Consider the following 23,712-nt stretch of genomic DNA (forward strand, 5'->3'; position numbering starts at 1 on the left):
GCGTACGAGGACCTGCGACCGGCCCTGACGACGCCCGGCGTACGGACCGAGGTCGGCGGCACGGTGGCGTTCCTGCACGAGGCGAACCGCCACGGGTGGACCGGCCGCCGTACCCCCGGTCCACCCCGACCACCCGCGGGCCGCACCCGGCGCCGGCACCCCGGTTCCCGGATCAGAGCGCCGGTGGAGCGGGAACTCGTCCCGCTCCACGCAGGCCCCGCACACCAGCTCGGTGACCCCGCAGAGACCAGCGAACGCCCGCACGTGCCGGACAGTCACGCACCCTCGCACGCCGACGGAAGGACGAACCCGGCGAGGACCGCCGCCCCCACGCAAGCGAGGGCGTTCACCCACACCGCGACCCCCGCTCCGCCGCCGCACTGCGCCTGCTCGCCACCATCGAGGGCGGCGACCAACCCCGCCCCGGCCAGGACGACCGACACCGCAGCGCCACCCGCTGACCCGCCGCGCGGCGCTCACCGGCCCACGATCTGCTCCACCGTCGCCCACCACCCCGGCAGGAACGCCAACACCTCGTCCGTCCGCCGCCGCCGATCCGCCGCCGACGACACCCCCAGATCCGCCACCGCCGCCTCGAACGCCGGCGCCAACTCCACCCCCCGCTCCGGCGCGTCCACCGCCAGCACCGCATGACACCGCGCGTACGTCGCCACGATCCAGAACATCGCCTCCCGGTGCCACCCCGCCGCCACCAACGCCGCACTGCCGTCCACCGCCACCACCCGCGCCGCCGGCGTGATGTCGGCACTGAAGAAGAACCGCGTCCGCGCCACCTCCGCCGCCACGTCGAACGTGCGCGCCAACCCCGCCAGATGCCCCGCCACGCGGCCCGCCGACACCCCACCACCGTCCAACAGGTCCAGCACCGCCCCATACCGGTCCACCAGGCCGTACGCCGCCAACACCTCCCGCGCCACCACGTACCGCCGCCGCACCGTCGGCTCCACCAACCCCGCCACCAGCGGCAACACCGCCGTCAACGACGTCGGGAACAACCACCCCGTCACCTGCTCGTGCAACGCCCCCGAGTCGCCCACTCCCCGCAACCCGGCCTCGATCCGCGCCCGCACCCCCGCACACCGCCGCCGCACCCACACCGCGTCGGCGAACCCCGCCGACACCCGCGCCCGCAACCACGCCAACCGCCCGGTCGGATCCAGCAGCACCCCGTCGCCCCGGAACAACCCCGCGAACACGAACGAGCCCAACACGTCCTCCGGCGACCCCAGGTCCTCCCACGTCACGAACGTGACCTCCAGCAGCACCCCACCCCAGCGGAACTTCCCCAACTTCTCCGCCGGCTCCGACCGCACCACCAGCACGTCCACGTCCGACCACGGCGGCACCACCTCGCCCGCCGCCATCCCCAGCACCGACCCGCTGAGCACCGCGCCCTCCACACCCGGCTCCCGCGCCGCGTACGCCCGCACCCATGCCGCCGCCACCGCGCGCGCCGCACCCGCCCTCACAACCCCGCCCCCCGCTCCGCCGGGGCCAGCGCCGCCAACGCCCGGTTGGTACGGTTGGACCGCACCGCCTCCCGCTGCTGCCCGGCCGTCACCTCGATGTAGGTCTGCGACGACGCCAGCGACGCGTGCCCCAGCAGCCGCATGATCTCCGCCGCGCCCGCCCCGTCCTCCGCCAGCCGTGTCGCGAACGTGTGCCGCAACGCGTGCAACCGCGCCCCGCGCGGCACCCGGTCGGTGATGCCGGCCCGCCGGTAGCAGGACTCCACCAGATACTGCAGTCCGCCCCGGCGCAGCGGCTCACCCCGGCGGTCCACCAGCAGCGGCGCGTCCGGCCGCACCGTCCGCGACCCGAACCGGCGGGCGCGGCTGTCCAGGTAGTCCACCAGCACCCGGTCCAGCTCCGGCTCGACCGGCACCACGCGTGGACGCCCGCCCTTACCGGCGACGTCGACGCGCCGCTCACCCGGGCGACCCGCCAGCGAACCCACCCGCAACGCCAGCAGCTCCGACAGCCGCAGCCCCGCGCACAGCGCCAACGCCAGCACCGCCACGTCCCGCTCCGGCCACGGGTCGCGCTGCCGGCCCTCCTGCCGCGCCACCGAGGCCAGCAGTTGCTCCGGGGTGTCCGCCCCGCGCAGGGGCTTGGGCTGGGGGAGCGGCGCCCGGGGCCGCCCGACCGCCGGCATCGGGTTGCCGGCGACGACGCCGTCAGCGACCAGGAAGGAGAAGAAGCTGTTCCAGGTGGACCAGGCCCGGTGCACCGAGGCGGCCGCCCGGGGAGTGGCGAAGCGGGCGAAGGCCGCCCGCATGACCCGGGGAGTGAGGGTGGTGAGCGGCAACTCGTCGAGGGGGAGGGGAGGGGTGGTCTCCTCGGCCGCCAGCGCGGCGACGGTGCGCAGGTCCCGCCGGTACGCCTCGAGGGTGTGGGGGGAGGGCTTGCGGGTGGCGCGGGCGGTCAGGAACTCCTCGATCAACCGCATTACCGATTCGTCCTTTTTGTCATGCATAAGCACTATTATGCATGAATTTCGTGTTCGCCGGCAACGGCGGGAAGAGGGGGAGAGCGTGCAACGATACGTGCTCACCGGCGCGCCCGGGGCGGGGAAGACGACACTCGCCGACGCGCTACGACGTCGCGGGTGGAGCGTCGTCGCCGAGGCGGCCACCGACGTCATCGCCGCGGGGCAGGCGCGCGGCGATGACGAACCATGGCGCGCAGCGGGTTTCGTCGACGCCGTGGCGCGGCTGCAGCGCGAACGGCGGGAGGCAGCCGGGGTCCGAGGGCCGGTGCAGGTCCACGACAGGTCTCCGCTGTGCACCCTCGCGCTCGCCCGGTACCTGGGCCGCCCCGTCGGGCCGACGCTCGCCGCCGAGGTGGAGCGGGTGCTCCGGGAGGGGGCCTACCAGCGTCCGGTGTTCCTCGTCGAGCCGCTCGGCTTCGTGACCCGCACCGCCGCCCGCCGGATCGACTACGCCGAGTCGCTGGCGTTCGCCCGCGTCCACGAGCAGGTCTACCGGGAGCACGGCCACGAACTCATCGCCGTCCCGCCCGCCCCGGTGGCGGAACGGGTCGCGCTGGTGGAGGCGCACCTGCGGCGGCTCGTCGGTCTCCCGCCGGGCCCCGGGTGACCGGAGGGCCGGGGTCTCCGCACGCCACGCTCGGCACGCCGATCGATGGAGGGGGTGGATTATGCAGGTGGATACCTGCATAATCGGCGGGGTGAGCGCAGAGGCGGGAGAGATGGACCCGGTCTTCAAGGCACTGGCCGACCCCACCCGACGGCTCCTGCTCGACCGCCTGCGGGAACACAACGGGCAGACGCTGCGGGAGCTCTGCGAGCGCCTCGCCATGGCGCGCCAGTCGGCGACCCAGCACCTCGACGTCCTCGTCCGGGCCAATCTCGTCACCGTCGTACGGCGCGGACGCGAGCGACTGCACTACCTGAACCCGACGCCGATCCACGAGATCGAGGAGCGCTGGATCTCGGGCTTCGAAAGGCGCCGCCTGCAAACCATCAGTGCCATCAGGAACCAGGCAGAGGAGCACGCCATGACCGACGCACCCACGGCCCCGCCGACCTACGTCTACGTCACGTACATCCGCGCCAGCGCCGAACAGGTGTGGCAGGCCCTGACGGACGCGGACCTGACGGCCGCCTACTGGGGACACGCCAACGTCTCCGACTGGCAGCCGGGGTCCACCTGGGAGCATCGGCGCGTTGGGTCAGGCGACGTCGACGTCGTCGGGCGAGTCGTCGAGGCCGACGCGCCGACGCGCCTGGTGATCACCTTCGCGGCGCCCGGCGACGAACCGCCCGGAGGCCCGTCGGTCGTCACGTTCCTCGTCGAACCGCACCATGACATCGTCCGCCTCACCGTGACCCACGAGAACCTCACCGACCAGGCGATGCACACCGGGATCTCGCAGGGGTGGCCCGCCGTGCTCGCGAACCTCAAGTCGCTGCTCGAAACCGGGAATGTCCTTTCCCCGGCCCCCTGGGAGATGTCCCCGACGAACGCCTGAGACCGCCCCCCGCGCCACGCCACCCTCGCCACCCGTTGCCGAAGGAGACCCTCGTGACCGCATCACCCCCGACCACGCTCGCCGACAGTGTCGCGCTGTTCCAGCGGTCCACCGACTACGCGCTCGGCGCCCTGTCGACCGTCGGCGACGCCGACCTCGATCGGCCGACCCCGTGCGCCGGCTGGGACCTGCGGACGTTGGTGCTGCATCTCGCCGACGCCGCCGACGCCCTCACCGACTTCGCCGCCACGGGAGAGCTGGTCCTTCCGGCGTCACCGCGAGCGGGCGAGGCCGACCCCGTGGCCGTCGCACGGGAGCTCATCCAGCGCCTGCTCGATGCCGTGCGTACGGCGGTGCACGACGACGCGCACCCCGCCCGGGCCGCGTGGGCGGGCGGTGCCGCGCGCGGGGGCGCGATCGAGTTCGCGGCGCACGGGTGGGACATCGCCACCGCCTGCGGCGCGGACCGCGAGATGCCCGCCGGGCTGGCCACCGAGCTTCTCGCGTTGTCCGCGGCACTGGTCGGAGAGCAGGCCCGCCAGTCCCGGTTCGGCCCGCCCGTGCCGGTCCCGTCCGGTGCGGCTCCGGGCGACCGCCTCGTGGCCTTCCTCGGCAGGCAGCCCGCCGCGCGTCCGTGAGGTCGCCCCCGGTGGCATGGGGTGGGCGGGCGGCGGGGAGGGGTGACATTCGGTCTACTTGACATAATGTGCATTATCGAATGAGGGCGGACCGGCGAGTGACCTGGTTGTTCTTCTCGTGCCGTCCTGGGCGGTCAGTGAGCCGTGGTCAGCAGGCCCGCCATGGCGCGCCGCTCTGGCGGTCCTGCGTCCCGCCGAGGATTTGGCGGGCGACGGCGCGTTCGGTGCTACGGCATCAGCCGGCAGGCGTTCCGCAGGTGGGCACATCGCTCCACGGCGAAGGCATCGCCGGCCTGCGCGACCGCTTGAGCGCTCCGCGTCACTGCCCGAACGCCGCACACGCCGACCCAACTCCCTCGTGCGGCTGGATGCCTCCCAGCGCTCCAGATGTCGCGAGAAGTGGATCGATGTGCAGGTGGCACCGCTCCCCCGTGTCCCAGACGCCCGTATGGTCGGCATCGCGTTGTCGTCGCATCGCTGACTGCATCAATAGGGGCAAATGGGGCGATCAGAGTCCCGGTGAGGGTCAGGCGCTGCGGAAGGTGCGACGGTAGGCGTCCGGAGGTACGCCGACGGTGCGGTTGAAGTGTCGGCGCAGCGTCGTGGCGGTTCCCATGCCAGCCGCCTGGGCGATGGCGTCGATGCTGTTGTCGGTGTTCTCCAGCAGCTCCTGGGCCCGACGGATCCGCTGCGTCGACAGCCACTGCAGCGGGGTGGTGCCTGTTGCCGACTTGAAGTGGCGGGCCAGGTTGCGGGAGCTCATGTTCGCCTGGCGGGCCAGATCCTCCACGGTCAGCGGACGGTTCAGCCGTTCCATCGCCCAGGGGAACAGGTCGGCGAGGGGGTGGTCGTCGCGGGCGGGCACCGGGGTGGTGACGAACTGGGCCTGGCCTCCGGCGCGATGCGGCGGCACCACCAGGCGGCGGGCGACGGCGTTGGCGACCGTCGCGCCGTGGTCGCGGCGGATCAGGTGCAGGCACAGGTCGAGCGCGGCGGCCTTGCCGGCGGAGGCGAGCACGTTGCCGTTGTCGACGTAGAGCACGTCCGGGTCGACCTGCACCCGGGGGTAGCGGGCGGCCAGCGCGTCGGTGTGAGCCCAGTGGGTGGTCGCGCGCAGCCCGTCCAGCACGCCGGCGGCGGCCAGCACGAACGCTCCGGTGCACAGCGAGACCATCCGGGCGCCCGCATCGTGGGCCGCGCGGACGGCGTCGAGCAGGTCGGGTGGCACGTCCGCGTCGATGTCTTCCACGGCAGGGATGATCACGGTGTCGGCGCGGGCGAGCCGGTCCAACCCGTCGTCGGGTTCCATGCGGAATCTGCCGATCCGGACCGGGCCCGGGCCGCAGACCACGAGGTCGTACCACGGGTCTGCCAGGCCGGAGGGGTCGCGGACGAAGACCTCGCAGGCCATGGCGAGTTCGAAGTGCAGCATCGCGTCGGTGGCGGCGAGCGCGACAGTGGCCATGTCCGAAATTGTATGGGGCGTGGCGTTGCGGACACTGGTCCGGGCCGGCCGCTGCCGAGAGGATCTCCTCAGTCGATCTTTCGCGGAGCATGGAGGAGTTGCAGATGGGTTCGGGTCAGACCGTGGCGGTGTTCGGGGCGTACGGACACACCGGGCGGTTCGTGGTGGCGGAGTTGCGTGATCGCGGGTTCGTCCCGCTTCTCGTCGGTCGCGACGTGGGCCGGCTTCAGGCGCTGGCGGCGTCGCATCCGGGGCTCGAATTCCGGGTGGCGTCGGTCGACGATCCGGCCTCGCTCGACCAGGCGTTGAAGGGCGCGGTCGCGGTCATCAACTGTGCCGGTCCGTTCGCCTCGACCGCGGCGCCCGTGATCGAGGCCGCCCTGCGTACCGGGGTTCCGTACGTGGACGTGGCGGCTGAGATCGAGGCCAACCTCGACACGTTCACGCACTTCACGGACCGTGCTCAGGCCGCGGGCGTCGCGGTGGTCCCGGCGGTGGCGTTCTTCGGCGGACTCGGCGATCTGCTGGTCACGACGGCGATGGGTGATTGGACGGTGGCCGACGAGGCGCACGTCGCGTACGGACTGAGTGGTTGGCACCCCACGGCCGGGACTCTCGCCTCGGGCATCGTCTCCCGGGAACGGCGTGATGGCCGACGTGTCCGCTACACCGGTGGCCGGCTGGAGTATTACGTCGACGGGTGCGACCTGCCGACCGTGGAATGGGACTTTCCCGCTCCGATGGGCCGTCGGAGCGTCCTGGCCGGGTTCACGATGGCTGACGTCGTCACGGTCCCCAGCCACCTGTCCATCCCCGAGGTGCGCACGTACATGACCACCGACGCGGCCGAGGACCTTGCCGCTCCGGACGCGCCCGCACCGGCTGCGGTCGACGAGTTCGGCCGGTCCGCGCAGACGTTCACCGTCGACGTCGTCGTGCGTGCCGGCGACACGCAGCGGCGCGTCGTCGCCAGCGGCCAGGACATCTACGCCGTCAGCGCGCCGCTGGCGGTCGAAGCGGTCCGTCGCATTCTCGGCGGTCGGACGAGGACGGGCGGTGTGGCCTCCGCCGGCGAGATCTTCGACGCGCCCGACTTCCTCCGTGCGCTGTCCGCGCACATCGCGCTCGAGCCGCGTCACGAGTCTCGGGTGCCACGGTTCGCCTGATCGCCGGACCGCAGGTGACGGCCCGGATGGTTCCCGCTGCCGGGCGTGCCGCACCCTCGCGAGCGACACAGGTTGGGCCAGCCCAGGTCAGGGGCGGTTGGGGTGGCTCACGATGAATGGGCCACGGTCAGCTGCCGACATAGGCCGCCAGGTGCTCGCCGGTGAGGGTGGAACGGGCGGCGACGAGGTCGGCGGGTGTGCCCTCGAAGACGATCCGGCCGCCGTCGTGACCGGCGCCGGGACCGAGGTCGATGATCCAGTCGGCGTGTGCCATGACCGCCTGGTGGTGCTCGATGACGATGACCGACTTGCCGGATTCGACGAGCCGGTCGAGCAGGCCGAGCAGATGCTCGACGTCGGCGAGGTGCAGACCGGTGGTCGGCTCGTCGAGGACGTAGACGCCGCCCTTCTCGGCCATGTGCGTGGCCAGCTTGAGTCGTTGCCGCTCGCCGCCGGACAGCGTGGTGAGCGGCTGGCCGAGGCTGAGGTAGCCGAGCCCGACGTCGGCGAGCCGGCCGAGGATGGTGCGCGCGGCGGGCGTGCGTGCCTCGCCGGTGCCGAAGAACTCCTCGGCCTCGGTGACCGACATCGCGAGCACCTCGCTGATGTCGCGGCCGCCGAGGTGGTACTCCAGCACCGATGCCTGGAACCGCTTTCCCCCGCATTCCTCGCAGGTGGTGGCGACGCCGGCCATCATTGCGAGGTCGGTGTAGATGACGCCGGCGCCGTTGCAGGTGGGGCACGCGCCCTCGGAGTTGGCGCTGAACAGCGCCGGCTTCACGCCGTTGGCCTTCGCGAACGCCTTGCGGATGGGGTCGAGCAGGCCGGTGTACGTCGCCGGGTTGCTGCGTCGGGAGCCCCGGATGGCGCCCTGGTCGATCACCACCACGCCGTCGTGGCCGGCGACGGAGCCGTGGATCAGCGAGCTCTTGCCGGAGCCGGCCACGCCGGTGACGACGCAGAGCACCCCGAGCGGGATGTCGACGTCCACGTCCTGGAGGTTGTGCGTCGACGCGCCGCGGATTTCCAGGGTGCCGGAGGACGACCGCACCGACTTCTTGAGGGTGGCCCGGTCGTCGAGGTGCCGCCCGGTGAGTGTGTCGCTGGCCCGTAGCCCTTCGACGGTGCCCGCGAACACCACCTCGCCGCCCTCGGTGCCGGCGCGCGGGCCCAGGTCGACGACGTGGTCGGCGATCTCGATCGCTTCCGGCTTGTGTTCCACGACGAGCACGGTGTTGCCCTTGTCCCGCAGCCGCAGCAGCAGGTCGTTCATCCGCTGGATGTCATGGGGGTGCAGACCGATCGTCGGCTCGTCGAAGACGTAGGTGACGTCGGTGAGCGACGAGCCGAGGTGCCGGATCATCTTGGTGCGCTGTGCCTCTCCCCCGGACAGGGTGCCCGCCGGCCGGTCGAGTGAGAGGTATCCCAGCCCGATCTCCGTGAACGAGTCGAGGAGGTGTTGCAGCCCGGTGAGCAGCGGGAGCACCGACGGCTCGTCGAGGCCCCGGACCCAGTCGGCCAGGTCGCTGATCTGCATCGCGCAGAGGTCGGCGATGCTCTTCCCCTTGATCTTGGACGACTGTGCCTCTTTGCTGAGCCGGGTGCCGTCGCACTCGGGGCAGGTCGTGAACGTCACCGCCCGCTCCACGAAGGCGCGGACGTGCGGCTGGAGCGCGTCGACGTCCTTGGACAGGTAGGACTTCTGGACCTGCGGGATCAGTCCCAGGTACGTCAGGTTGATCCCGTCGACCTTGATCTTGGTGGGTTCCTTGTAGAGGAGGTCGTCCAGCTCCTTCTTCGTGTACTTGCGGATCGGCTTGTCGGGGTCGAACAGGCCGCCGTTGCGGAAGATGCGGCCGTACCAGCCGTCCATGTTGTAGCCCGGAACGGTGATCGCGCCCTCGTTGAGCGACTTGCTGTCGTCGTACAGCTGGGTCACGTCGATGTCGTTGACCGAGCCCATGCCCTCGCAGCGCGGGCACATGCCGCCGAGACGGGTGAAGGTGGCCTTCTCGGTCTTCGTCTTGCCGGCGCCGCGCTCGACGGTGATGGCACCGCTGGCCTTCACCGAGGGGACGTTGAACGAGTACGCGTTGGGCGGGCCGATGTGCGGCTGCGCGAGCCGGCTGAACAGGATGCGCAGCATCGCGTTCGCGTCGGTGGCGGTGCCGACGGTGGAGCGCGGGTTGGACCCCATCCGTTCCTGGTCGACGATGATCGCGGTCGTCAGCCCCTGGAGCCGGTCGACCTCCGGCCGCGCCAGGGTCGGCATGAAGCCCTGCACGAAGGCGCTGTAGGTCTCGTTGATCAGCCGCTGCGACTCCGCGGCGATCGTGCCGAAGACCAGCGAGCTCTTGCCCGAGCCGGAGACGCCGGTGAACACCGTCAGCCGGCGCTTCGGGATCTCGACGCTGACGTCCTTGAGGTTGTTCACTCGCGCGCCGTGCACGCGGATCAGGTCGTGGCTGTCGGCAGCGTGCGGAGCGGGCGACTGCATGTCGGTCCTCGGGGCCATGCTCATCGTGCCTCCATCATCGTGCGGAGCCGCCGTGGCGGTCTCCCTGGGCGTCGCCTGGCTCGATCTGACCAGCGCGAGCAGTATGCCTGGTTCTGGGGTGTCGGTGCGGTCGCGGCGACGGCCGCTGCCTGCCGGATCGGCGGTGTCGGCCGGGGGCCCGACGCCCCGGCCGACGTCAGCCGGCCGGGGCGTGCTCTTCGCGACGACCACCGTATCCAGGCCGGTTCTGGGCCGGGGTGTCCCTGTGGCCTGGGCCACGCTGCGCGCCCGGCCCGGGTGTCAGACCAACCGGCGGCTGTCGCGCATCCGTTCGTGGTCGGGCATCTGGTTCACCTCGCGCCAGGCATGGATGCGGCGCGGGGAGATGCGGAGTCAGCGGTACGGCGTGGCCGGCGCGCGGGTCGAAGCGGTCACCGGCGCCCAGGCGTCGATGTCGTGGGTTGAGTCGATGCTCGGTGTCGTGACGACGCTGGGCGCGGGAGCGGGGGCGTTCGCTGGTGGTGCGGGCTCGGGGACGTTGTTGTCGGGGTCGGTGACGGTGGCCGCCGGAGGGCCGCCTCCGTTGTCGTACGTGGGCTCGTTCACGGTGCCTGGGCGTGGCTGCGGTCGCCAGGCTCAGCGCAGTTCCTGGATGCGGATCATGTTGCCGGCGGGGTCGCGGAACGCGCAGTCGCGGACGCCGTACGGCTGCTCGGTCGGCTCCTGGACCACCTCGGCGCCGCGGCCCTCCAGCTTCGCGAAGGTGCCGTCGAGGTCGGGGGTGGCCAGGTTGACGCCGAAGTAGCTGCCCTTGGCCATCAGCTCGAGGATGGTGCGGCGCTCGTCGTCGGTGATGCCGGGGCTGGCGGTCGGTGGGTGCAGGACGATGGACGTGTCGGGCTGGTCGGCGGGGCCGACCGTGATCCAGCGCATCCCCCCGTAGCCGACGTCGTTGCGGACCTGGAAGCCGAGGGTGTCGCGGTAGAAGGCCAGGGAGGCGTCCGGGTCGGTGTGCGGGAGGAAGCTCGAGTGAATGGTGACGTTCATGGCAGTCACGCTAGTTGCGGCTCGGGGCGTGGGCTTCTCGATTCCTGATCGGTCTGGTCACCTGTTTCGCGACGCACGGCGGCATCTGCGCCGTCGCGGGAGTTGCCCGGGCCCGATAGGCGCTGGGTGGCACGCCGACCAACTCGGTGAAGCGGGTGCTGAAGGTGCCCAGTGAGGAGCAGCCGACCGCGAAACAGACTTCGGTGACGGTGAGGTCGCCGCGACGCAGCAGCGCCATGGCGCGCTCGATGCGCCGCGTCATGAGATAGGCGTACGGCGACTCGCCGTAGGCGAGCCGGAACTGGCGGCTGAGGTGTCCGGCCGACATGTTCACGCCGCGGGCGAGCGCCTCGACGTCCAGTGGCTGCGCGTACTCCCGGTCGATCCGGTCGCGGACGCGGCGCAGCCGCGCGAGGTCGCGCAGGCGCTGCTCCAGGTCCGGTCTGCTGGTCACCTGCGGATCGTACGTCGCGGTCGGCACCAGGTCGCGCGGTCGGCGCGGTCGGCGCGGTCGGCGCGGTCGGCGCCGGGTTGTGGCAGGCGCCCGGAGGCGACGGCCGACGCCACGGCTGGGCGGTATGGGGCGATTGTCGCCGCCGCTCCCCTGCCGGCGTGTCGGTTCCCGCCAAAGATCCGGCGGGGATGCGCCTCGATGTTGACCGCATGGGATAGCGTGGCGTCGCTCTATCTGGGGAGATCTCCAGAGTCCTTCGGGGAAAGAAGTTGTCACGTGTCACTTTGGAAGAAGACCACTGTTGTGGCGGTCTCCGCGCTCACGGCACTCGCGATGACCGCCTGCGGCGCGAAGCCCGGCTCGGACGCGCCGAAGCAGCCCAGCGTGCTGGAGCTGCTCGCCAGTGATCTCAAGGGTTCGTTGCAGAAGACGATCGACGCCACCGACAAGAGCGACTCGGTGACCGTGACGATGCAGGGCACGGCGGGCGGCGAGAAGATCTCGGTGCAGGGCGTGGTCGATCTGGGCGACCCGGTCAAGGCCGAGATGACGACGGCGGGCCCGGACGGCACCCCGACCACCGTCCGGATGATCGGCAGCGTGATCTACGTCGAGATCCCGGCGAAGGACCGCGCGAGCCTCGGCGGGAAGCGCTGGATGAAGCTGGACCTGACCGCGGCCGCCGAGCAGGCGGGGATGGACTTCACCAAGCAGTTCGAGGACATCGACCCGACCAAGCAGGTCAAGACGCTGCTCGCCACCGAGGGTGTCAAGGTCGTCGGCGAGGAGACGGTGAACGGGGCGCGCACGGTGCACTACACCGTCACTGCTCCCGTGGCGACCTACCTCGGGCAGCTCGACGCCAAGTTGCGGTCGGGCGTCGAGCAGCAGTACGCCAAGCAGGGTGTCAAGGAGCTCACGATCGACCTCTGGGTCGACGAGCAGTACCGGCCGCGCCGGGCGGGCTTGGACATGGGCAAGATGGGCGACATGACGGTCGACTACACCGACTACGGCAAGGCGGTCAACATCGAGACGCCGCCCGCGGCGGAGACCGCCGACTTCGCCGAGATGCTGCAGGGCCTGAAGGACGCGTCCACCGGCAACTGACCAGAGCCAGAACGCGCTGCCCGGCCGGAGAGATCACCGGCCGGGCAGCGCCGTTTCACGAGGACGTCGGGCAGCCGCAGACGCGACCAGAAGGCGGGCCGACACGGCGGTTGCCGGTGACGCCGGGCGGGTCGGTGTCCGGGGTCAGATGAGCACGCTCCACGTGACGGGGCCGACGATGCCGTCGGCGACGAGGCCGTTGCGGCTCTGGAAGCCGCGTACGGCGTCGGCGGTGACCGAGCCGAAGGAACCGTCGACGAGGAGGTCGGCGCCGCGGGCGTTGAGGGCGGTCTGGAGGCCGCGGACGAGGTCGCCGGAATTGCCTTCCCGCAGGGGCAGGATGAGGGCGGTCCAGGTGATCGGGCCGACGAGGCCGTCGGCGTAGAGGCCGCGGCTGGTCTGGAACGACTTGACGGCGGAGGTGCAGGCCGGTCCGAAGACGCCGTCGACGACGACGGAGATGCCGCGGGCCCGCAGGAGGTACTGGATGGTGCGGGGCACCCATCCGGAGGCGCCCTGGCTGACGCTCGGGTAGCCGGTGCTGCCGACGGGGGCCGTCGCGCCGAGGGTGATGCCGCGGTTGGCGAGGAAGATCCGGGGGTCGGTGGAGGTCAGCCGGGGGCGGTGGATCTCGAAGTGCAGGTGCGGGCCGCTGGAGTTGCCGGTGTTGCCCATGAGGCCGATCAGTTGTCCGCAGCTGACCCGCTGGCCGACGCTGACCAGGACGCGGTGGAGATGGCCGTAGTAGGAGAAGTAGCTGTCGGCGTGGTTGAGGTGGACGCTGTTGCCGGTGCGTCCGGGCAGGGGCCCGCTGGTGGTGTCGCCCGGGTACGAGTTGGTCTTGATGTCGCGGACCGTGCCGTCGGCGGTGGCGTAGACGGGGGTGCCCTGGCTGTTGGCGACGTCCCAGCCGGTGTGGGTGGGGCGGCTGGGGGTCTTGTAGCCGGAGGTCAGGGTGCCGAGGGTGGGGTTGCTCCAGCCGGCGGCCGCCGCCATGGCGGGGCTCGGCATGCCGACGACGCCGACGCCGACGCCGACGCCCAGTGCGGTGAGGAGGGTGCGGCGCCGGGCGGGCGTGTCGAGCAGGCGGCGTGTTTCCAGGTCGTCGCTCATCGGGTCTCCCCTGTTCGGGCCCGTGGTGTCCGGGCACCCGGTCGAGTGATGGGCGTCGATCGTAAATGATCTGTATCGGTCGGGGCAATCGGTGAAACTTTCCTACCGATCGGGTGGCGGCGCCCTGCCCGGCCGCCTCCGTTCACGAGCCCGCGTCGACGAGCCGGGGACGGCGGGCGAGGACGAGGGTGGTGCGCAGGCGCAGCACGACCGGCGCGCCGAGGCCGTCGACGAGGCGGCGCAGCGCGGCCAGGCCGCGGGCCTGCTCGTCGGGGGTGAGGATCCGGTACGGGCCGAAGGTGCGGACGAGTTGCAGGTAACGCTCGGCGGGCAGCGGGACGTCACGCTGCAGGTGGGCGGCCCGGACGTCGGTGAACAGTCGGCTGTCGGTGATGTCGCGCTCGAACCAGCCGGCGGGTCGCTTCACCGTGCTGGGGCCGGTGGCGCGGAAGAAGCCGTCGAGGGCGCGGGACTGCCCGGGGTCGGCGTAGTCGTACGTGTGGCCGAAGACGGCGAGGGTGCCGCCGGGGGTGAGCGCGTCGTGGGCGCGCCGGTTGCGGGTGGCGGGGCCGAGCCAGTGCCAGGCCAGCGCGCAGGCCAGCAGGGGTGCGCCGCCGGCGGGTGGCTGCCACCGTTCGAAGGTCGAGGTGACCACGCGGGCCCGGGGGAACCGGGCGGTGAGCCGGGCGGCCATGCGGGGGTCGGGTTCGACGCAGGTGACGGGTGCGCCGAGGCGGAGCAGCACGGCGGTGCCCTTGCCGGTGCCGGCGCCGATCTCGACGACCGTGTCGGGGGTACGGCCGTGGTAGGCGCGGATGAGGTCGGCGAGTTCGGTCGGGTAGTCGGGGCGTACGTCGTCGTAGAGGTCGGCGACGTCGCCGAAGACGCCCACGGCTACAGGCCGCCGGCGACGCGCAGGACGGTGCCGGTGGTGTAGGTGGCGTCGGGGCCGAGGAGCCAGGCGATGGCGGCGGCGACCTCGTCGGGTTCGCCGGGGCGGCCGAGGGGGATGCGGTCGGCGGCGGTGTCGGGTCGGTCGGGTTGGCCGGACAGGGCGTGGATGTCGGTGCGGATGATGCCGGGGGCGACGGCGTTGACGCGGATGCCGCGGGGGGCGAGTTCCTTGGCGAGGCCGGTGGTGAGGGTGTCGGTGGCGGCCTTGACGGCGGCGTAGTGGACGTACTCGCCGGGGCTGCCGAGGGTGGCCGCGACGGAGGAGACGTTGACGATGGCGGCGCCGCTACCCATCCGGCGGGCGGCCTGTTGGGCGCACAGGACGTAGCCGACGAGGTTGACGTCGACGACGTGGCGCAGGTCGGCCGGGTCGAGGTCGACGAAGGCGCCGATGGGGCTGGTGACGCCGGCGTTGTTGACCAGGCCGGTGATCGGGCCGAGGTCGGCGGCGGCGTCGAACAGGGCGGCGACCCGCTCGGGGTCGCGGGTGTCGGCGGGCACGGCGAGGCCGCGTACGCCGGTGGCGTGGAGGTCGGCGAGCACCTTGTCGGCGGCGTCGCGGTCGCGGCGGTAGCCGAACACGACGTGGTGACCGGCGTGGGCGAGGCGGCGGGCGGTGGCCGCGCCGATGCCGCGGCTGCCGCCGGTGATGACGGTGACGGGATTCAATGCACTTCTCCCCTGCCGTGGCTGCTGGGCCGACGGTACCGCGACCGGCACGCCCGATGCGGGAGGGGATGGTCACATGTGCGGGCCGTGGTGGTGGGTGTGGGTGGCCGGGTCGCCGCATACGCTCGGCGCGGCCCGGGTGACGACGGTGGAGGTGTGCGGTGGCGGGTGTGGGTGTCGGGGACGTGGTGGAGGACTTCGCGCTGCCCGACGAGACGGGTGCGCCGCGGCGGCTGTCGGAGTTCCTGGCCGCCGGCCCGGTGGTGCTGTTCTTCTACCCGGCGGCGCTGACCCGTGGGTGCACGGCGGAGAGCTGCCACTTCCGGGACCTGGCGGCGGAGTTCGCGGCGGTGGGCGCGCAGCGGGTGGGCATCAGCCGGGACCCGGTGGCGAGGCAGGCGGAGTTCTCCCGGTTGCACGGGTTCGACTATCCGCTGCTGTCCGACCCGGACGGTGTGGTGGCGGACCGGTTCGGGGTGCGGCGACGGCTTCCGCTGGGCGCGTTGAGCACGCGGCGGATGACGTTCGTGATCGGCACGGACCGGCGGGTGATCGGGGTGGTCCACAGTGAACTGAACATGAACGCGCACGCCGACGCGGCGTTGCGGGCGCTGGGGGGTTGATCTCGCGCGTGTCGGGGCCGGCTGGTATCAAGGCAGGCGTCTGAACAGGTGTACGAGGGAAGAGGTTGCTGATGGGTGGCGCTGGCCAGGGGTTGTCCGACGAGGACGTGCGCACCTTCCGGGAGGCGTTGGCGGCGGGGCGGAAGCCGAAGGTGGTGTTCACCGCGTCGGCGGGTCAGATCGCCGGGCAGGTGGGGCAGGTGGTGGAGCTGACCGACCCGGCGGTCTCCGACGAGTTCGTGGTGGTCCGGTTCGGTCGCGACGAGCTGCCCTTCTCCCCCGCCGACGTGGCGGTGGCGCCGCGGGGCGTGGGCCGCAAGGCGGCGGAGCCGCAGCCGGAGCCCGAGCCGGAGCCGGTGCCGGCGGAGCCGGAGTTCGTGTTGGACCGGGCGCCGGTGCCGGCGCCGCGGGAGCAGCGGGAGGAGCCGAAGGTGGAGACGGCGGAGGCGAAGCCGGCACGGCGGCCGGTGAAGGCGGCGAAGCCGAAGGGCCCGACGGGGCTGACGGTCACGCTGGCGTACGCCGACGGCGAGTGGACGGTCGCGGCGCAGCAGGGCAGCAAGTCGCTGGCGAAGCCGTACGTGGTCAAGCCGGCGGAGGCGCTGCGGATGGTGGCGCTGGTCGACGTGCCGGGGGTGCACGAGGCGGTGGAGCAGATCATGGCGGCGGAGCGTGCCGAGGCGGAGCAGCAGGCGGAGAAGCTGCGCGCGGAGTTGGCCGAGATCGAGGCGCGGCTGGCGGAGTTGCGCGAGGCCCACTGAACGGTGGGCGCCGGCGGGGCGGGTGGCGGTGGCGCCGTCCGCCCCGCCGGCGTTTCGCCGGTCAGTGGTGCTGCCGGTGGTGTGCGAGGAGTTTGCCGAGCAGGCGGGTGAGCTGGTCGCGTTCGGTGGGGGTGAGCGGGGCGAGCAGAGTGTCCTGGACGCCGGCGAGGGTCTCCCCCATGCGCTGGAGTCCGCGTCGCCTGGTGGACGTTCGTTTCCGGCCGGCGCCGCCCGGTCAGAGCGTCGCGGTCAGCCGCTCGACCACGGCGGCGGCGGGGCCGGTGGTGGCGTGCCGGTAGCCGGTGCCGGCCCACAGGTGCACCCGGTCCGCGTGCCCGGCCGCGGCCGCCGCCGCGCGCATGCCCCGGGTCAGGTGGTGCAGCTCCGGATAGCCGAGCGGCGCGACGGGCTCGTACCGGTCGATGAAGGCGTTGCGCAGCCCGCGCGCCGGCCGTCCGGTGAAGGCGCGGGTGAGCACGGTGCCGGTGCGGGCCGGGTCGGCCAGGGCGTCGCGATGGGTGCGGCTGGCCCCGCTCTCGTCGGTGCGTAGCAGCAACGTCCCGACGGCCACCGCGGTGGCGCCGGCGGCGACCAGGGCACGGACGTCGTCGGGGCCGGCGACGCCGCCGGCGGCCACCACCGGCAGCCCGGTGGCCCGGAGCACGTCGTGGACCAGGGGGCGGGTCGAGGTCGGCGGGGCCGGCCGGTGTGGGGTGTGGGTGCCGCTGTGCCCGCCGGCCTCGGTGCCCTGGGCGACCAGGCCGTCGACGCCCAGCTCGCGGGCGGCGAGCGCCTCGTCCACCGAGGTCACCGTGACCAGCACCCGGGTGCCGGCGCGGCGCAGCGCGGTCACCGCCGCCGGGTCGGGCAGGCCGAAGGTGAAGCTGACCACCGGCACCGGGGCGGCCAGCAGCAGGTCGATCTTGTCCGGCCAGTGGTCGTCGTCGTGCACCAGCGGCGCGGCGGCCAGGTCGAGCCCGTACGGTGCGCCCTCGGCGGCGATCTGGTGGGCGTACCGGCGGAAGGCGGTCTCGTCGATGTCGCGGCCGCCGGGCACGAACAGGTTCACCCCGTGCGGCGTCCCGGTGGCGCGCAGCTCGGCCAGCTCGGCGGCGACCGCCTCGGGGGTCTTGTAGCCGGCGGCGAGGAAGGCGAAGCCGCCGGCGGCGGCGACGGCGCGGACCAGGGCGCAGGTGGTGGCGCCCCCGGCGAGGGGGGCGGCGACGACCGGCGTCGCGCTGCCGAACAGGTTGGTCCACGCGTCGCCGGTCATCGCCTCACCCTAGTCCCGGGCCGGGTCAGTGCTGCGGGATGTGGGCCACTCCGATGCGCTTGCGGAACACCCAGTACGTCCAGCCCTGGTAGGCCAGCACGATCGGGGTGAACACCACCGCCACCCAGGTCATGATCTTCAGGGTGTAGGGGGTGGAGGCGGCGTTGGTGGCGGTCAGCGTCCCCGCCGCGTCCAGGGTGGACGGCAGCACGTTCGGGAACAGCGCCGCGAACAGCGTCGCCACGGCCAGGCCGATCGCCACGGCGGTGCCGGCGAACGCCCAACCCTCCCGGCGTACCCGGGCGGCGGCGAGGCCGCCGAGCAGGGCGAGGGCCGCGCCGACGGCGAACACGACGGCGGCCGCGCTGGAGCGGATGGTCAACGTCCAGGACAGGAACGCCACCGCGAGCACGGCGGTGACCACGCCCAGGCGCACCGCGAGCGCGCCGGCACGCTCGCGGACGTCGCCCACGGTCTTCAGCGCGACGAACACCGCGCCGTGGGTGAGGAACAGCGCCGCGGTGGTCGCGCCGCCCAGCAGGGCGTACGGGTGGAGCAGGTCGAGCAGGCCGCCGACGTACTCGTGGTCGGCGTCCAGCGGCACGCCGCGCAGGATGTTGGCGAACGCCACGCCCCACAGCACCGCCGGCACGAGCGAGCCGACGAAGATCGCCGTGTCCCAGCGCCGCTTCCAGGACGCCTCGGGGCGCTTGTGGCGGTACTCGAAGGCGACGCCGCGGGCGATCAGGGCCAGCAGGATCAGCAGCAGCGGCAGGTAGAAGCCGGAGAACAGGGTGGCGTACCACTCGGGGAAGGCGGCGAACATCGCGCCGCCGGCGGTGATCAGCCACACCTCGTTGCCGTCCCAGACCGGCCCGATGGTGTTGATCAGGACGCGGCGTTCCCGGTCGTTGCGGCCGAGCACGGGCAGCAGCATGCCGACGCCGAAGTCGAAGCCCTCCAGGATGAAGTACCCGGTGAACAGGACCGCGACGAGCAGAAACCAGATGGTGGTGAGTTCCACGGTGGGCTCCGGTGGTCAGTAGGCGAAGGCGAGCGGGCGCTCGGCGTCGTCGTCGGTGTCGTCGGTCTCCGGCGCCGGGGTGAGGTCGGGCACGCCGGCCTTGGCGTAGCGCAGCAGCAGCTTGACCTCGACCACGGCGAGGGTGGCGTAGATCAGGGTGAAGGCGGTGAACGAGGTGAGCACCTCGGTCATCGACACGCTGCGGGACACGCCGTCGCGGGTGAGCATCTCGCCGAAGACGATCCACGGCTGGCGGCCCATCTCGGTGAAGATCCAGCCGAAGGAGTTCGCGGCCAGCGGCAGCAGCGGCATGACCAGGCCGGCGCGCAGCAGCCACTTGCTGGTGGGCGTGCGGCCCTTGCGCTGGCTCCAGAGCACCAGCAGGGCGATCGCGGCGGCGGCCATCCCGAAGCCGATCATGAAGCGGAAGCTCCAGTAGGTGACCGGGATGATCGGGGTGTAGCTGCCGGCGCCGTACTGGGCGGCGTACTGGGCCTGGAGGTCGTTGATGCCGTGCACGGTGCCGTTCGGGTCGCCGGTGCCCAGCCACGACAGCAGGTGCGGGATCTTGAGGGCGAACACCTCGCGGCTGCCGTCGAGGCTGCCGACGGTGAGCACGGAGAACGAGGCGGGCGACTCGGTGGTGTAGAGGCCCTCGGCGGCGGCCATCTTCATCGGCTGCACCTCGGTCATGATCTTGCCCTGGATGTCGCCGGTGAAGCCGACGACGACGGCGGCGAGCAGGGTGACCCAGGAGCCGAACTTCGCGGCGAACCGGTACGCGGGGGTGTCGGCGGAGTCGCGGTTGCGTACCAGGTGCCACATGGCGACGGCGACCAGCAGCGAGCCGGCCACCAGGAACGCGCCGGCGATGGTGTGCGGGAAGGTGATCAGGGCGACCTTGTTGGTCAGCACCGCCATGAAGTCGGTCAGCTCGGCGCGGCCGGTGTCGGGGTTGATCCGGTAGCCGACCGGGTTCTGCATGAACGAGTTCGCCGCGAGGATGAAGTACGCGCTGAGGTTGCTGCCGATCGCGGCGGCCCAGATGGCGGCCAGGTGCAGCCGCTTGGGCAGCCGGTCCCAGCCGAAGATCCACAGGCCGATGAAGGTCGACTCCAGGAAGAACGCGACCAGCGCCTCGATGGCGAGCGGCGCGCCGAAGATGTCGCCGACGAAGCGGGAGTAGTCGCTCCAGTTCATGCCGAACTGGAACTCCTGCACGATGCCGGTGACCACGCCCATGGCGAAGTTGATCAGGAAGAGCTTGCCGTAGAACTTGGTGAGCTTCAGGTACTTCTCGTCGCCGGTGCGGTGCCACATCGTCTGCAGGATCGCCACCAGCACGGACAGGCCGATGGTCAGCGGCACGAAGAGAAAGTGGTAGACGGTGGTGACACCGAACTGCCAGCGGGCGACGTCCAACGCGTCCACCAGAGAACCCCCAGCTGTGCATACTACGAGACGTAGTAAATACTACTTCCCGTCGTAGACGAACGGGCAGGGGCGGGGGTCCCTAACCGGCCCGGGACCAATGACCCTGATCACCTCTGCCGGACGGCCCCGGCGGTCGCCGTGCCGACGCCCCCGCCCCCGCCGCCCGGCCCGCGCGTGCGACCATTGCCGGCTGATGGACACCGCCCACCCGACGTGGCAGCCCCCGCTGATCTGGCGCGCCGCGCAGCTGCTCGCCCGCGCCGTCGTCGCGCTCGTGGCCCGCCTCGAGGTCAGCGGGAACGTGCCCGAGGCGCTGCGCCGGGGCCCGCTGATCCTGGCCGCCAACCACATCAGCCCGTTCGACCCGGTCGTCCTCGCCGCCGCCTGCCGGGCCCGGGGCGTCGCCCCCCGGATCATGGCCACCGGCGGGCTGTTCCGCGCCCCCGTCATCGGCGCCGCGATGCGCCGCGCCGGGCACATCCGCGTCGACCGCGGCACCAGCGCCGTACACCAGGCCCTCGACGACGCCGCCGCGGCCGTCACCGGCGGCTCGGTGATCCTGGTCTACCCCGAGGGCCGCATCGGCCTGGACCCCGGCATGTGGCCCGAACGCGGCAAGACCGGCGTGGCCCGCCTCGCCCTGGCCTGCGCCGCGCCGGTGATCCCGATCGCCCAGTGGGGGTCGCACGAGGTGCTTCCCTACCGCGCCCCGAAGGGTCTGCTGCGCGGCGTCGCCCGCGCCATGTGGCGGCGCCCCGTGGTCCGGGTGCACTTCGGCGACCCGGTCGACCTGGGCGACATCACGCCCGTCACGCCCGGCGCGGCCCGGCGCGCCACCGACCGGATCATCGACGCCATAACCGACGGCCTGGCCCCGCTGCGGCCCGACGAGCCCGACCGGCCGCGCCACGTCGACCCCGGCCGACCCGCCGACACCAGCCGCTCGCACCGCCGTCGCCCCACCGCCTGAGCACGCGCTCGTCCCGGCCGCCACCCGCGGCGCGAGCCTCGCCCCGGCCGCCACCGGGACGAACCGGCCCCGCCCGGCGGATCGACGCGGCGACACCCCGCCGGACTCCCGGGTCCCCTGCGCGACCCGCGTCCACGGTGGCCGTTCGGGAGGCGGTCCGCGCCGGCGATCAACGGCCACGGGCTGGTTGCCGCGCGGCAACCGGAGACCGGCATACTGCGTCGCGTGCTGACCCGTCACCCCTACCTCGACGCCCCCGCGCCGCTGGCCTTCGCCCACCGCGGCGGCGCCGCCGAGGGCGACGAGAACACCGCCGCGGCGTTCGCCCGCGCGATCGGGCTCGGCTACCGGTACGTGGAGACCGACGTGCACGGCACCGCCGACGGCGTGGCGGTGGTCTTCCACGACGCCACCCTGACGCGGGTCACCGGCGAGCCCGGGCGCATCGCCGACCTGCGCTGGGCGGACCTGGCCTCGGTACGCGTCGGCGGCGCCGCCGTGGTGCCCCGCCTCGACGAGGTCCTCGACGCCTGGCCCGAGGTCCGGTTCAACATCGACGTCAAGGCCGACGGCGGCGTCGACCCGACCGTGGCCACGGTCGCGCGCGCCAACGCCGGCGACCGGGTGCTGCTCGCCTCGTTCAGCGACGCCCGGCTCGCCCGGCTGCGCGCCAGCACCGGAGGCCGGATCGCCACCAGCCTCGGCATGCGCGGGGTGGCCCGGCTGCGGATGGCCTCGCTGACCGGCCGGGCGCTGCGGCTGCCCCCGTCGGTCGTCGCCGCCCAGGTGCCGGTGCGCTACGGGCGGGTGCGCGTGGTGGACCGCCGGTTCCTGCGCTACGCCCACCGACTCGGCCTGCAGGTGCACGTTTGGACGATCGACGAACCTGCCGATATGCACGAGTTACTTGATCTTGGAGTGGATGGCATCATGACCGATCACGTCGGCGTGCTGCGCGACGTCTACCGCAGCCGCGGCCACTGGGCCGCCTGAGCGCCGAAGGACCCCGATGGCCGAGACCGCCACCCCCACGGTCGGCGACACCCCCGCCCCGGCGAGCACCCGCCGCGAACGCACCGGCTGGTACTTCTACGACTGGGCGATGTCCGCCTTCTCCACCACCGTGATCACCGTGTTCCTCGGCCCGTTCCTGACCACGGTCACCGAACTGGCCGCCGGCTGCGAACTCGGCGCCGACACCTGCTCCGGGTACGTGTACCCGCTGGGCATCAAGATCGCCGCCGGCTCGTACTTCCCCTACCTGGTGTCGTTGTCGGTGTTCCTCACCGTGTTCGTGCTGCCCGTCATCGGGGCGGTCGCCGACCGGTCGGCGCACAAGAAGCGGTTGCTCGCCGCGGCGGCCTTCACCGGCGCCGGCGCCACCGTCGGCATGCTCTTCGTCACCGGCGACCGGTACCTGCTCGGCGGGCTGCTGTTCCTCGTCGCCAACATCGCCTTCGGCGCCGGCGTCGTGGTCTACAACTCGTTCCTGCCGCAGCTCGGCGGCCCCGACGACCGCGACGGCATCTCCAGCCGCGGCTGGGCCCTCGGCTACCTCGGCGGCGGCCTGCTGCTGGCACTCAACCTGGTCGCGGTCAGCATGCTCGGCGAGGAGGGCAACCACCAGCGCACCCTCGACCTGGCCCGCTGGTCGATCGTGTCCGCCGGGCTGTGGTGGGCGGTGTTCACCCTGGTTCCGCTGCGGTGGCTGCGCGAACACCCCACCGCCGCCGCGCTGGCCGGCGGCAACCCCGTCACCGACGGGTTCCGGCAGCTCGGCCGCACCCTGCGGGAGATCAAGGCGTACCCGCTGACGCTGTTCTTCCTGCTCGCGTTCCTGGTCTACAACGACGGCATCCAGACCGTCATCGCCCTGGCCAGCCAGTACGGCACCGAGGAGCTGAAGCTCGGCCAGAGCACCCTGATCGTGACCATCCTGCTGGTGCAGTTCCTCGCCTTCGGCGGCGCGCTGCTGCTCGGCGCGCTCGCCAAGCGCATCGGCGCCTGGAAGACCGTCCTGATCAGCCTGGTGCTGTGGACCGGGGTGATCCTCGGCGCGTTCCGGCTGCCCGCCGAGGCGCCGCTGCCGTTCATGGTCCTCGGCGCGGCCATCGGCCTGGTGCTCGGCGGCAGCCAGGCGCTGAGCCGGTCGCTGTTCAGCCAGCTCATCCCCGCCGGCAAGGAGGGCGAATACTACGGCTTCTACGAGATCAGCGACAAGGGCACCAGTTGGCTCGGCCCGCTGGCCTTCGGCCTGGTGTTCCAGCTGACCTCCTCGTACCGGGTGGGCCTGGTCTCCCTGCTCATCTTCTTCGTCGTCGGGTTCCTGCTGCTGCTGGCCGTGCCGATCCGCCGCGCGATCGTCGCCGCCGGCAACACCCCGCCCCGGGTGCTGTGAGGCAGCGCGGACCGCACCGGCCGGATCGGGGGGCGTCGATCAGCTAGGCTGCCCGACCGTGACCGACCACGCCGCCGCCCCGACCTGTCTGGCGCGCCCGCC

Annotated in this window: 24 protein-coding genes; 10 read left to right on the forward strand and 14 right to left on the reverse strand. The window is 72.5% G+C overall.

The genetic code is table 11. The features are described 5' to 3' along the window. Nucleotides 1-275: 275 nt before the first annotated feature. The 3 genes from AB0L34_RS07890 to AB0L34_RS07900 are packed head-to-tail and all read right to left on the reverse strand — an operon-like array spanning nt 276 to nt 2,497. Complete coding sequence (locus AB0L34_RS07890) at nt 276-443, reverse strand: hypothetical protein (protein WP_363702878.1); 168 nt, start codon at nt 441-443, stop codon at nt 276-278. Nucleotides 444-476: 33 nt separating this feature from the next. Further along, nucleotides 477-1,466 (reverse strand): hypothetical protein, encoded by a 990-nt coding sequence (locus AB0L34_RS07895; protein ID WP_363702880.1) that lies wholly within the window; start codon nt 1,464-1,466, stop codon nt 477-479. Nucleotides 1,467-1,486: 20 nt separating this feature from the next. Continuing rightward, complete coding sequence (locus AB0L34_RS07900) at nt 1,487-2,497, reverse strand: tyrosine-type recombinase/integrase (protein ID WP_363702882.1); 1,011 nt, start codon at nt 2,495-2,497, stop codon at nt 1,487-1,489. 58 nt (nt 2,498-2,555) lie between these two features. Between AB0L34_RS07900 and AB0L34_RS07905 the strand changes: the two genes are divergently transcribed. From AB0L34_RS07905 to AB0L34_RS07915, 3 genes are all read left to right on the forward strand, one after another. Further along, a complete protein-coding gene (locus tag AB0L34_RS07905; RefSeq protein WP_363702884.1) occupies nt 2,556-3,119 on the forward strand; it encodes an AAA family ATPase in 564 nt (187 codons plus the stop codon). Between the two features lie 112 nt (nt 3,120-3,231). Continuing rightward, nucleotides 3,232-4,014, forward strand: coding sequence for a metalloregulator ArsR/SmtB family transcription factor (locus AB0L34_RS07910; protein WP_363702886.1), 783 nt, complete (start codon nt 3,232-3,234; stop codon nt 4,012-4,014). A gap of 53 nt (nt 4,015-4,067) precedes the next feature. Further along, complete coding sequence (locus tag AB0L34_RS07915) at nt 4,068-4,652, forward strand: TIGR03086 family metal-binding protein (RefSeq protein ID WP_363702888.1); 585 nt, start codon at nt 4,068-4,070, stop codon at nt 4,650-4,652. Nucleotides 4,653-5,178: 526 nt separating this feature from the next. Here the strand turns inward: AB0L34_RS07915 and AB0L34_RS07920 are convergent. After that, nucleotides 5,179-6,117, reverse strand: coding sequence for a helix-turn-helix domain-containing protein (locus AB0L34_RS07920; protein WP_363702890.1), 939 nt, complete (start codon nt 6,115-6,117; stop codon nt 5,179-5,181). Between the two features lie 104 nt (nt 6,118-6,221). Here AB0L34_RS07920 and AB0L34_RS07925 point away from each other — a divergent pair, with 104 nt between their 5' ends. After that, nucleotides 6,222-7,283 (forward strand): saccharopine dehydrogenase NADP-binding domain-containing protein, encoded by a 1,062-nt coding sequence (locus AB0L34_RS07925; protein WP_363702892.1) that lies wholly within the window; start codon nt 6,222-6,224, stop codon nt 7,281-7,283. Nucleotides 7,284-7,410: 127 nt separating this feature from the next. Here the strand turns inward: AB0L34_RS07925 and AB0L34_RS07930 are convergent, their stop codons facing one another. From AB0L34_RS07930 to AB0L34_RS07945, 4 genes are all read right to left on the reverse strand, one after another. Beyond that, nucleotides 7,411-9,804: an excinuclease ABC subunit UvrA gene (locus AB0L34_RS07930; protein ID WP_363702894.1), complete on the reverse strand. Its 2,394-nt coding sequence runs from the start codon at nt 9,802-9,804 to the stop codon at nt 7,411-7,413. Nucleotides 9,805-10,173: 369 nt separating this feature from the next. Continuing rightward, on the reverse strand, nt 10,174-10,386 hold the full coding sequence (locus AB0L34_RS07935; protein WP_363702895.1) for a hypothetical protein: 213 nt from the start codon (nt 10,384-10,386) through the stop codon (nt 10,174-10,176). A gap of 30 nt (nt 10,387-10,416) precedes the next feature. After that, nucleotides 10,417-10,827: a VOC family protein gene (locus tag AB0L34_RS07940; RefSeq protein WP_357461930.1), complete on the reverse strand. Its 411-nt coding sequence runs from the start codon at nt 10,825-10,827 to the stop codon at nt 10,417-10,419. A 10-nt stretch (nt 10,828-10,837) separates the two neighbouring features. Continuing rightward, nucleotides 10,838-11,281, reverse strand: coding sequence for a helix-turn-helix transcriptional regulator (locus AB0L34_RS07945; protein WP_363702897.1), 444 nt, complete (start codon nt 11,279-11,281; stop codon nt 10,838-10,840). Between the two features lie 276 nt (nt 11,282-11,557). Between AB0L34_RS07945 and AB0L34_RS07950 the strand changes: the two genes are divergently transcribed. Then, complete coding sequence (locus AB0L34_RS07950; protein WP_363702899.1) at nt 11,558-12,391, forward strand: hypothetical protein; 834 nt, start codon at nt 11,558-11,560, stop codon at nt 12,389-12,391. Nucleotides 12,392-12,535: 144 nt separating this feature from the next. On the opposite strand, the gene AB0L34_RS07955 is transcribed toward AB0L34_RS07950, so the two are convergent. The 3 genes from AB0L34_RS07955 to AB0L34_RS07965 form a co-directional block, all read right to left on the reverse strand. Beyond that, a complete protein-coding gene (locus tag AB0L34_RS07955; protein ID WP_363702901.1) occupies nt 12,536-13,504 on the reverse strand; it encodes a peptidoglycan-binding protein in 969 nt (322 codons plus the stop codon). Between the two features lie 142 nt (nt 13,505-13,646). Beyond that, entirely contained in the window at nt 13,647-14,396 is a 750-nt protein-coding gene (locus tag AB0L34_RS07960; RefSeq protein WP_363702903.1) for a methyltransferase domain-containing protein, read from the reverse strand. Nucleotides 14,397-14,398: 2 nt separating this feature from the next. Further along, on the reverse strand, nt 14,399-15,127 hold the full coding sequence (locus AB0L34_RS07965; protein ID WP_357461935.1) for an SDR family oxidoreductase: 729 nt from the start codon (nt 15,125-15,127) through the stop codon (nt 14,399-14,401). A 161-nt stretch (nt 15,128-15,288) separates the two neighbouring features. On the opposite strand from AB0L34_RS07965, the gene AB0L34_RS07970 reads away from it, so the two are divergent. Both AB0L34_RS07970 and AB0L34_RS07975 read left to right on the forward strand, forming a co-directional pair. Beyond that, on the forward strand, nt 15,289-15,750 hold the full coding sequence (locus AB0L34_RS07970; RefSeq protein ID WP_357461936.1) for a peroxiredoxin: 462 nt from the start codon (nt 15,289-15,291) through the stop codon (nt 15,748-15,750). Nucleotides 15,751-15,821: 71 nt separating this feature from the next. Continuing rightward, on the forward strand, nt 15,822-16,511 hold the full coding sequence (locus AB0L34_RS07975; RefSeq protein ID WP_363702906.1) for a hypothetical protein: 690 nt from the start codon (nt 15,822-15,824) through the stop codon (nt 16,509-16,511). Between the two features lie 235 nt (nt 16,512-16,746). Here the strand turns inward: AB0L34_RS07975 and AB0L34_RS07980 are convergent, their stop codons facing one another. The 3 genes from AB0L34_RS07980 to AB0L34_RS07990 are packed head-to-tail and all read right to left on the reverse strand — an operon-like array spanning nt 16,747 to nt 20,239. Further along, nucleotides 16,747-17,784, reverse strand: coding sequence for a nitronate monooxygenase (locus tag AB0L34_RS07980; protein ID WP_363702908.1), 1,038 nt, complete (start codon nt 17,782-17,784; stop codon nt 16,747-16,749). A gap of 25 nt (nt 17,785-17,809) precedes the next feature. Further along, nucleotides 17,810-18,808: a cytochrome d ubiquinol oxidase subunit II gene (cydB, locus tag AB0L34_RS07985; protein WP_350705574.1), complete on the reverse strand. Its 999-nt coding sequence runs from the start codon at nt 18,806-18,808 to the stop codon at nt 17,810-17,812. 15 nt (nt 18,809-18,823) lie between these two features. Further along, on the reverse strand, nt 18,824-20,239 hold the full coding sequence (locus AB0L34_RS07990) for a cytochrome ubiquinol oxidase subunit I (RefSeq protein WP_357464753.1): 1,416 nt from the start codon (nt 20,237-20,239) through the stop codon (nt 18,824-18,826). Nucleotides 20,240-20,435: 196 nt separating this feature from the next. On the opposite strand from AB0L34_RS07990, the gene AB0L34_RS07995 reads away from it, so the two are divergent. The 3 genes from AB0L34_RS07995 (at nt 20,436) to AB0L34_RS08005 (ending at nt 23,610) form a co-directional block, all read left to right on the forward strand. Continuing rightward, on the forward strand, nt 20,436-21,212 hold the full coding sequence (locus AB0L34_RS07995; protein WP_363702910.1) for a lysophospholipid acyltransferase family protein: 777 nt from the start codon (nt 20,436-20,438) through the stop codon (nt 21,210-21,212). A gap of 225 nt (nt 21,213-21,437) precedes the next feature. Next, entirely contained in the window at nt 21,438-22,205 is a 768-nt protein-coding gene (locus AB0L34_RS08000) for a glycerophosphodiester phosphodiesterase (protein WP_363702912.1), read from the forward strand. Nucleotides 22,206-22,221: 16 nt separating this feature from the next. After that, on the forward strand, nt 22,222-23,610 hold the full coding sequence (locus AB0L34_RS08005; RefSeq protein ID WP_363702914.1) for an MFS transporter: 1,389 nt from the start codon (nt 22,222-22,224) through the stop codon (nt 23,608-23,610). The last annotated feature ends 102 nt before the right edge of the window (nt 23,611-23,712 follow it).

Source organism: Micromonospora sp. NPDC052213 (assembly GCF_040679695.1).
GTDB lineage: Bacteria > Actinomycetota > Actinomycetes > Mycobacteriales > Micromonosporaceae > Micromonospora.

What these genes read in the sequence shown, in the direction of transcription:
- AB0L34_RS07900 (WP_363702882.1), bottom strand. Translation starts at nt 2,497, where the DNA reads ATGCATGACAAAAAGGACGAATCGGTAATGCGGTTGATCGAGGAGTTC.
- AB0L34_RS07910 (WP_363702886.1), top strand. Translation starts at nt 3,232, where the DNA reads ATGGACCCGGTCTTCAAGGCACTGGCCGACCCCACCCGACGGCTCCTG.
- AB0L34_RS07920 (WP_363702890.1), bottom strand. Translation starts at nt 6,117, where the DNA reads ATGGCCACTGTCGCGCTCGCCGCCACCGACGCGATGCTGCACTTCGAA.
- AB0L34_RS07925 (WP_363702892.1), top strand. Translation starts at nt 6,222, where the DNA reads ATGGGTTCGGGTCAGACCGTGGCGGTGTTCGGGGCGTACGGACACACC.
- AB0L34_RS07930 (WP_363702894.1), bottom strand. Translation starts at nt 9,804, where the DNA reads ATGAGCATGGCCCCGAGGACCGACATGCAGTCGCCCGCTCCGCACGCT.
- AB0L34_RS07940 (WP_357461930.1), bottom strand. Translation starts at nt 10,827, where the DNA reads ATGAACGTCACCATTCACTCGAGCTTCCTCCCGCACACCGACCCGGAC.
- AB0L34_RS07955 (WP_363702901.1), bottom strand. Translation starts at nt 13,504, where the DNA reads ATGAGCGACGACCTGGAAACACGCCGCCTGCTCGACACGCCCGCCCGG.
- AB0L34_RS07975 (WP_363702906.1), top strand. Translation starts at nt 15,822, where the DNA reads ATGGGTGGCGCTGGCCAGGGGTTGTCCGACGAGGACGTGCGCACCTTC.
- AB0L34_RS07980 (WP_363702908.1), bottom strand. Translation starts at nt 17,784, where the DNA reads ATGACCGGCGACGCGTGGACCAACCTGTTCGGCAGCGCGACGCCGGTC.
- AB0L34_RS07995 (WP_363702910.1), top strand. Translation starts at nt 20,436, where the DNA reads ATGGACACCGCCCACCCGACGTGGCAGCCCCCGCTGATCTGGCGCGCC.
- AB0L34_RS08005 (WP_363702914.1), top strand. Translation starts at nt 22,222, where the DNA reads ATGGCCGAGACCGCCACCCCCACGGTCGGCGACACCCCCGCCCCGGCG.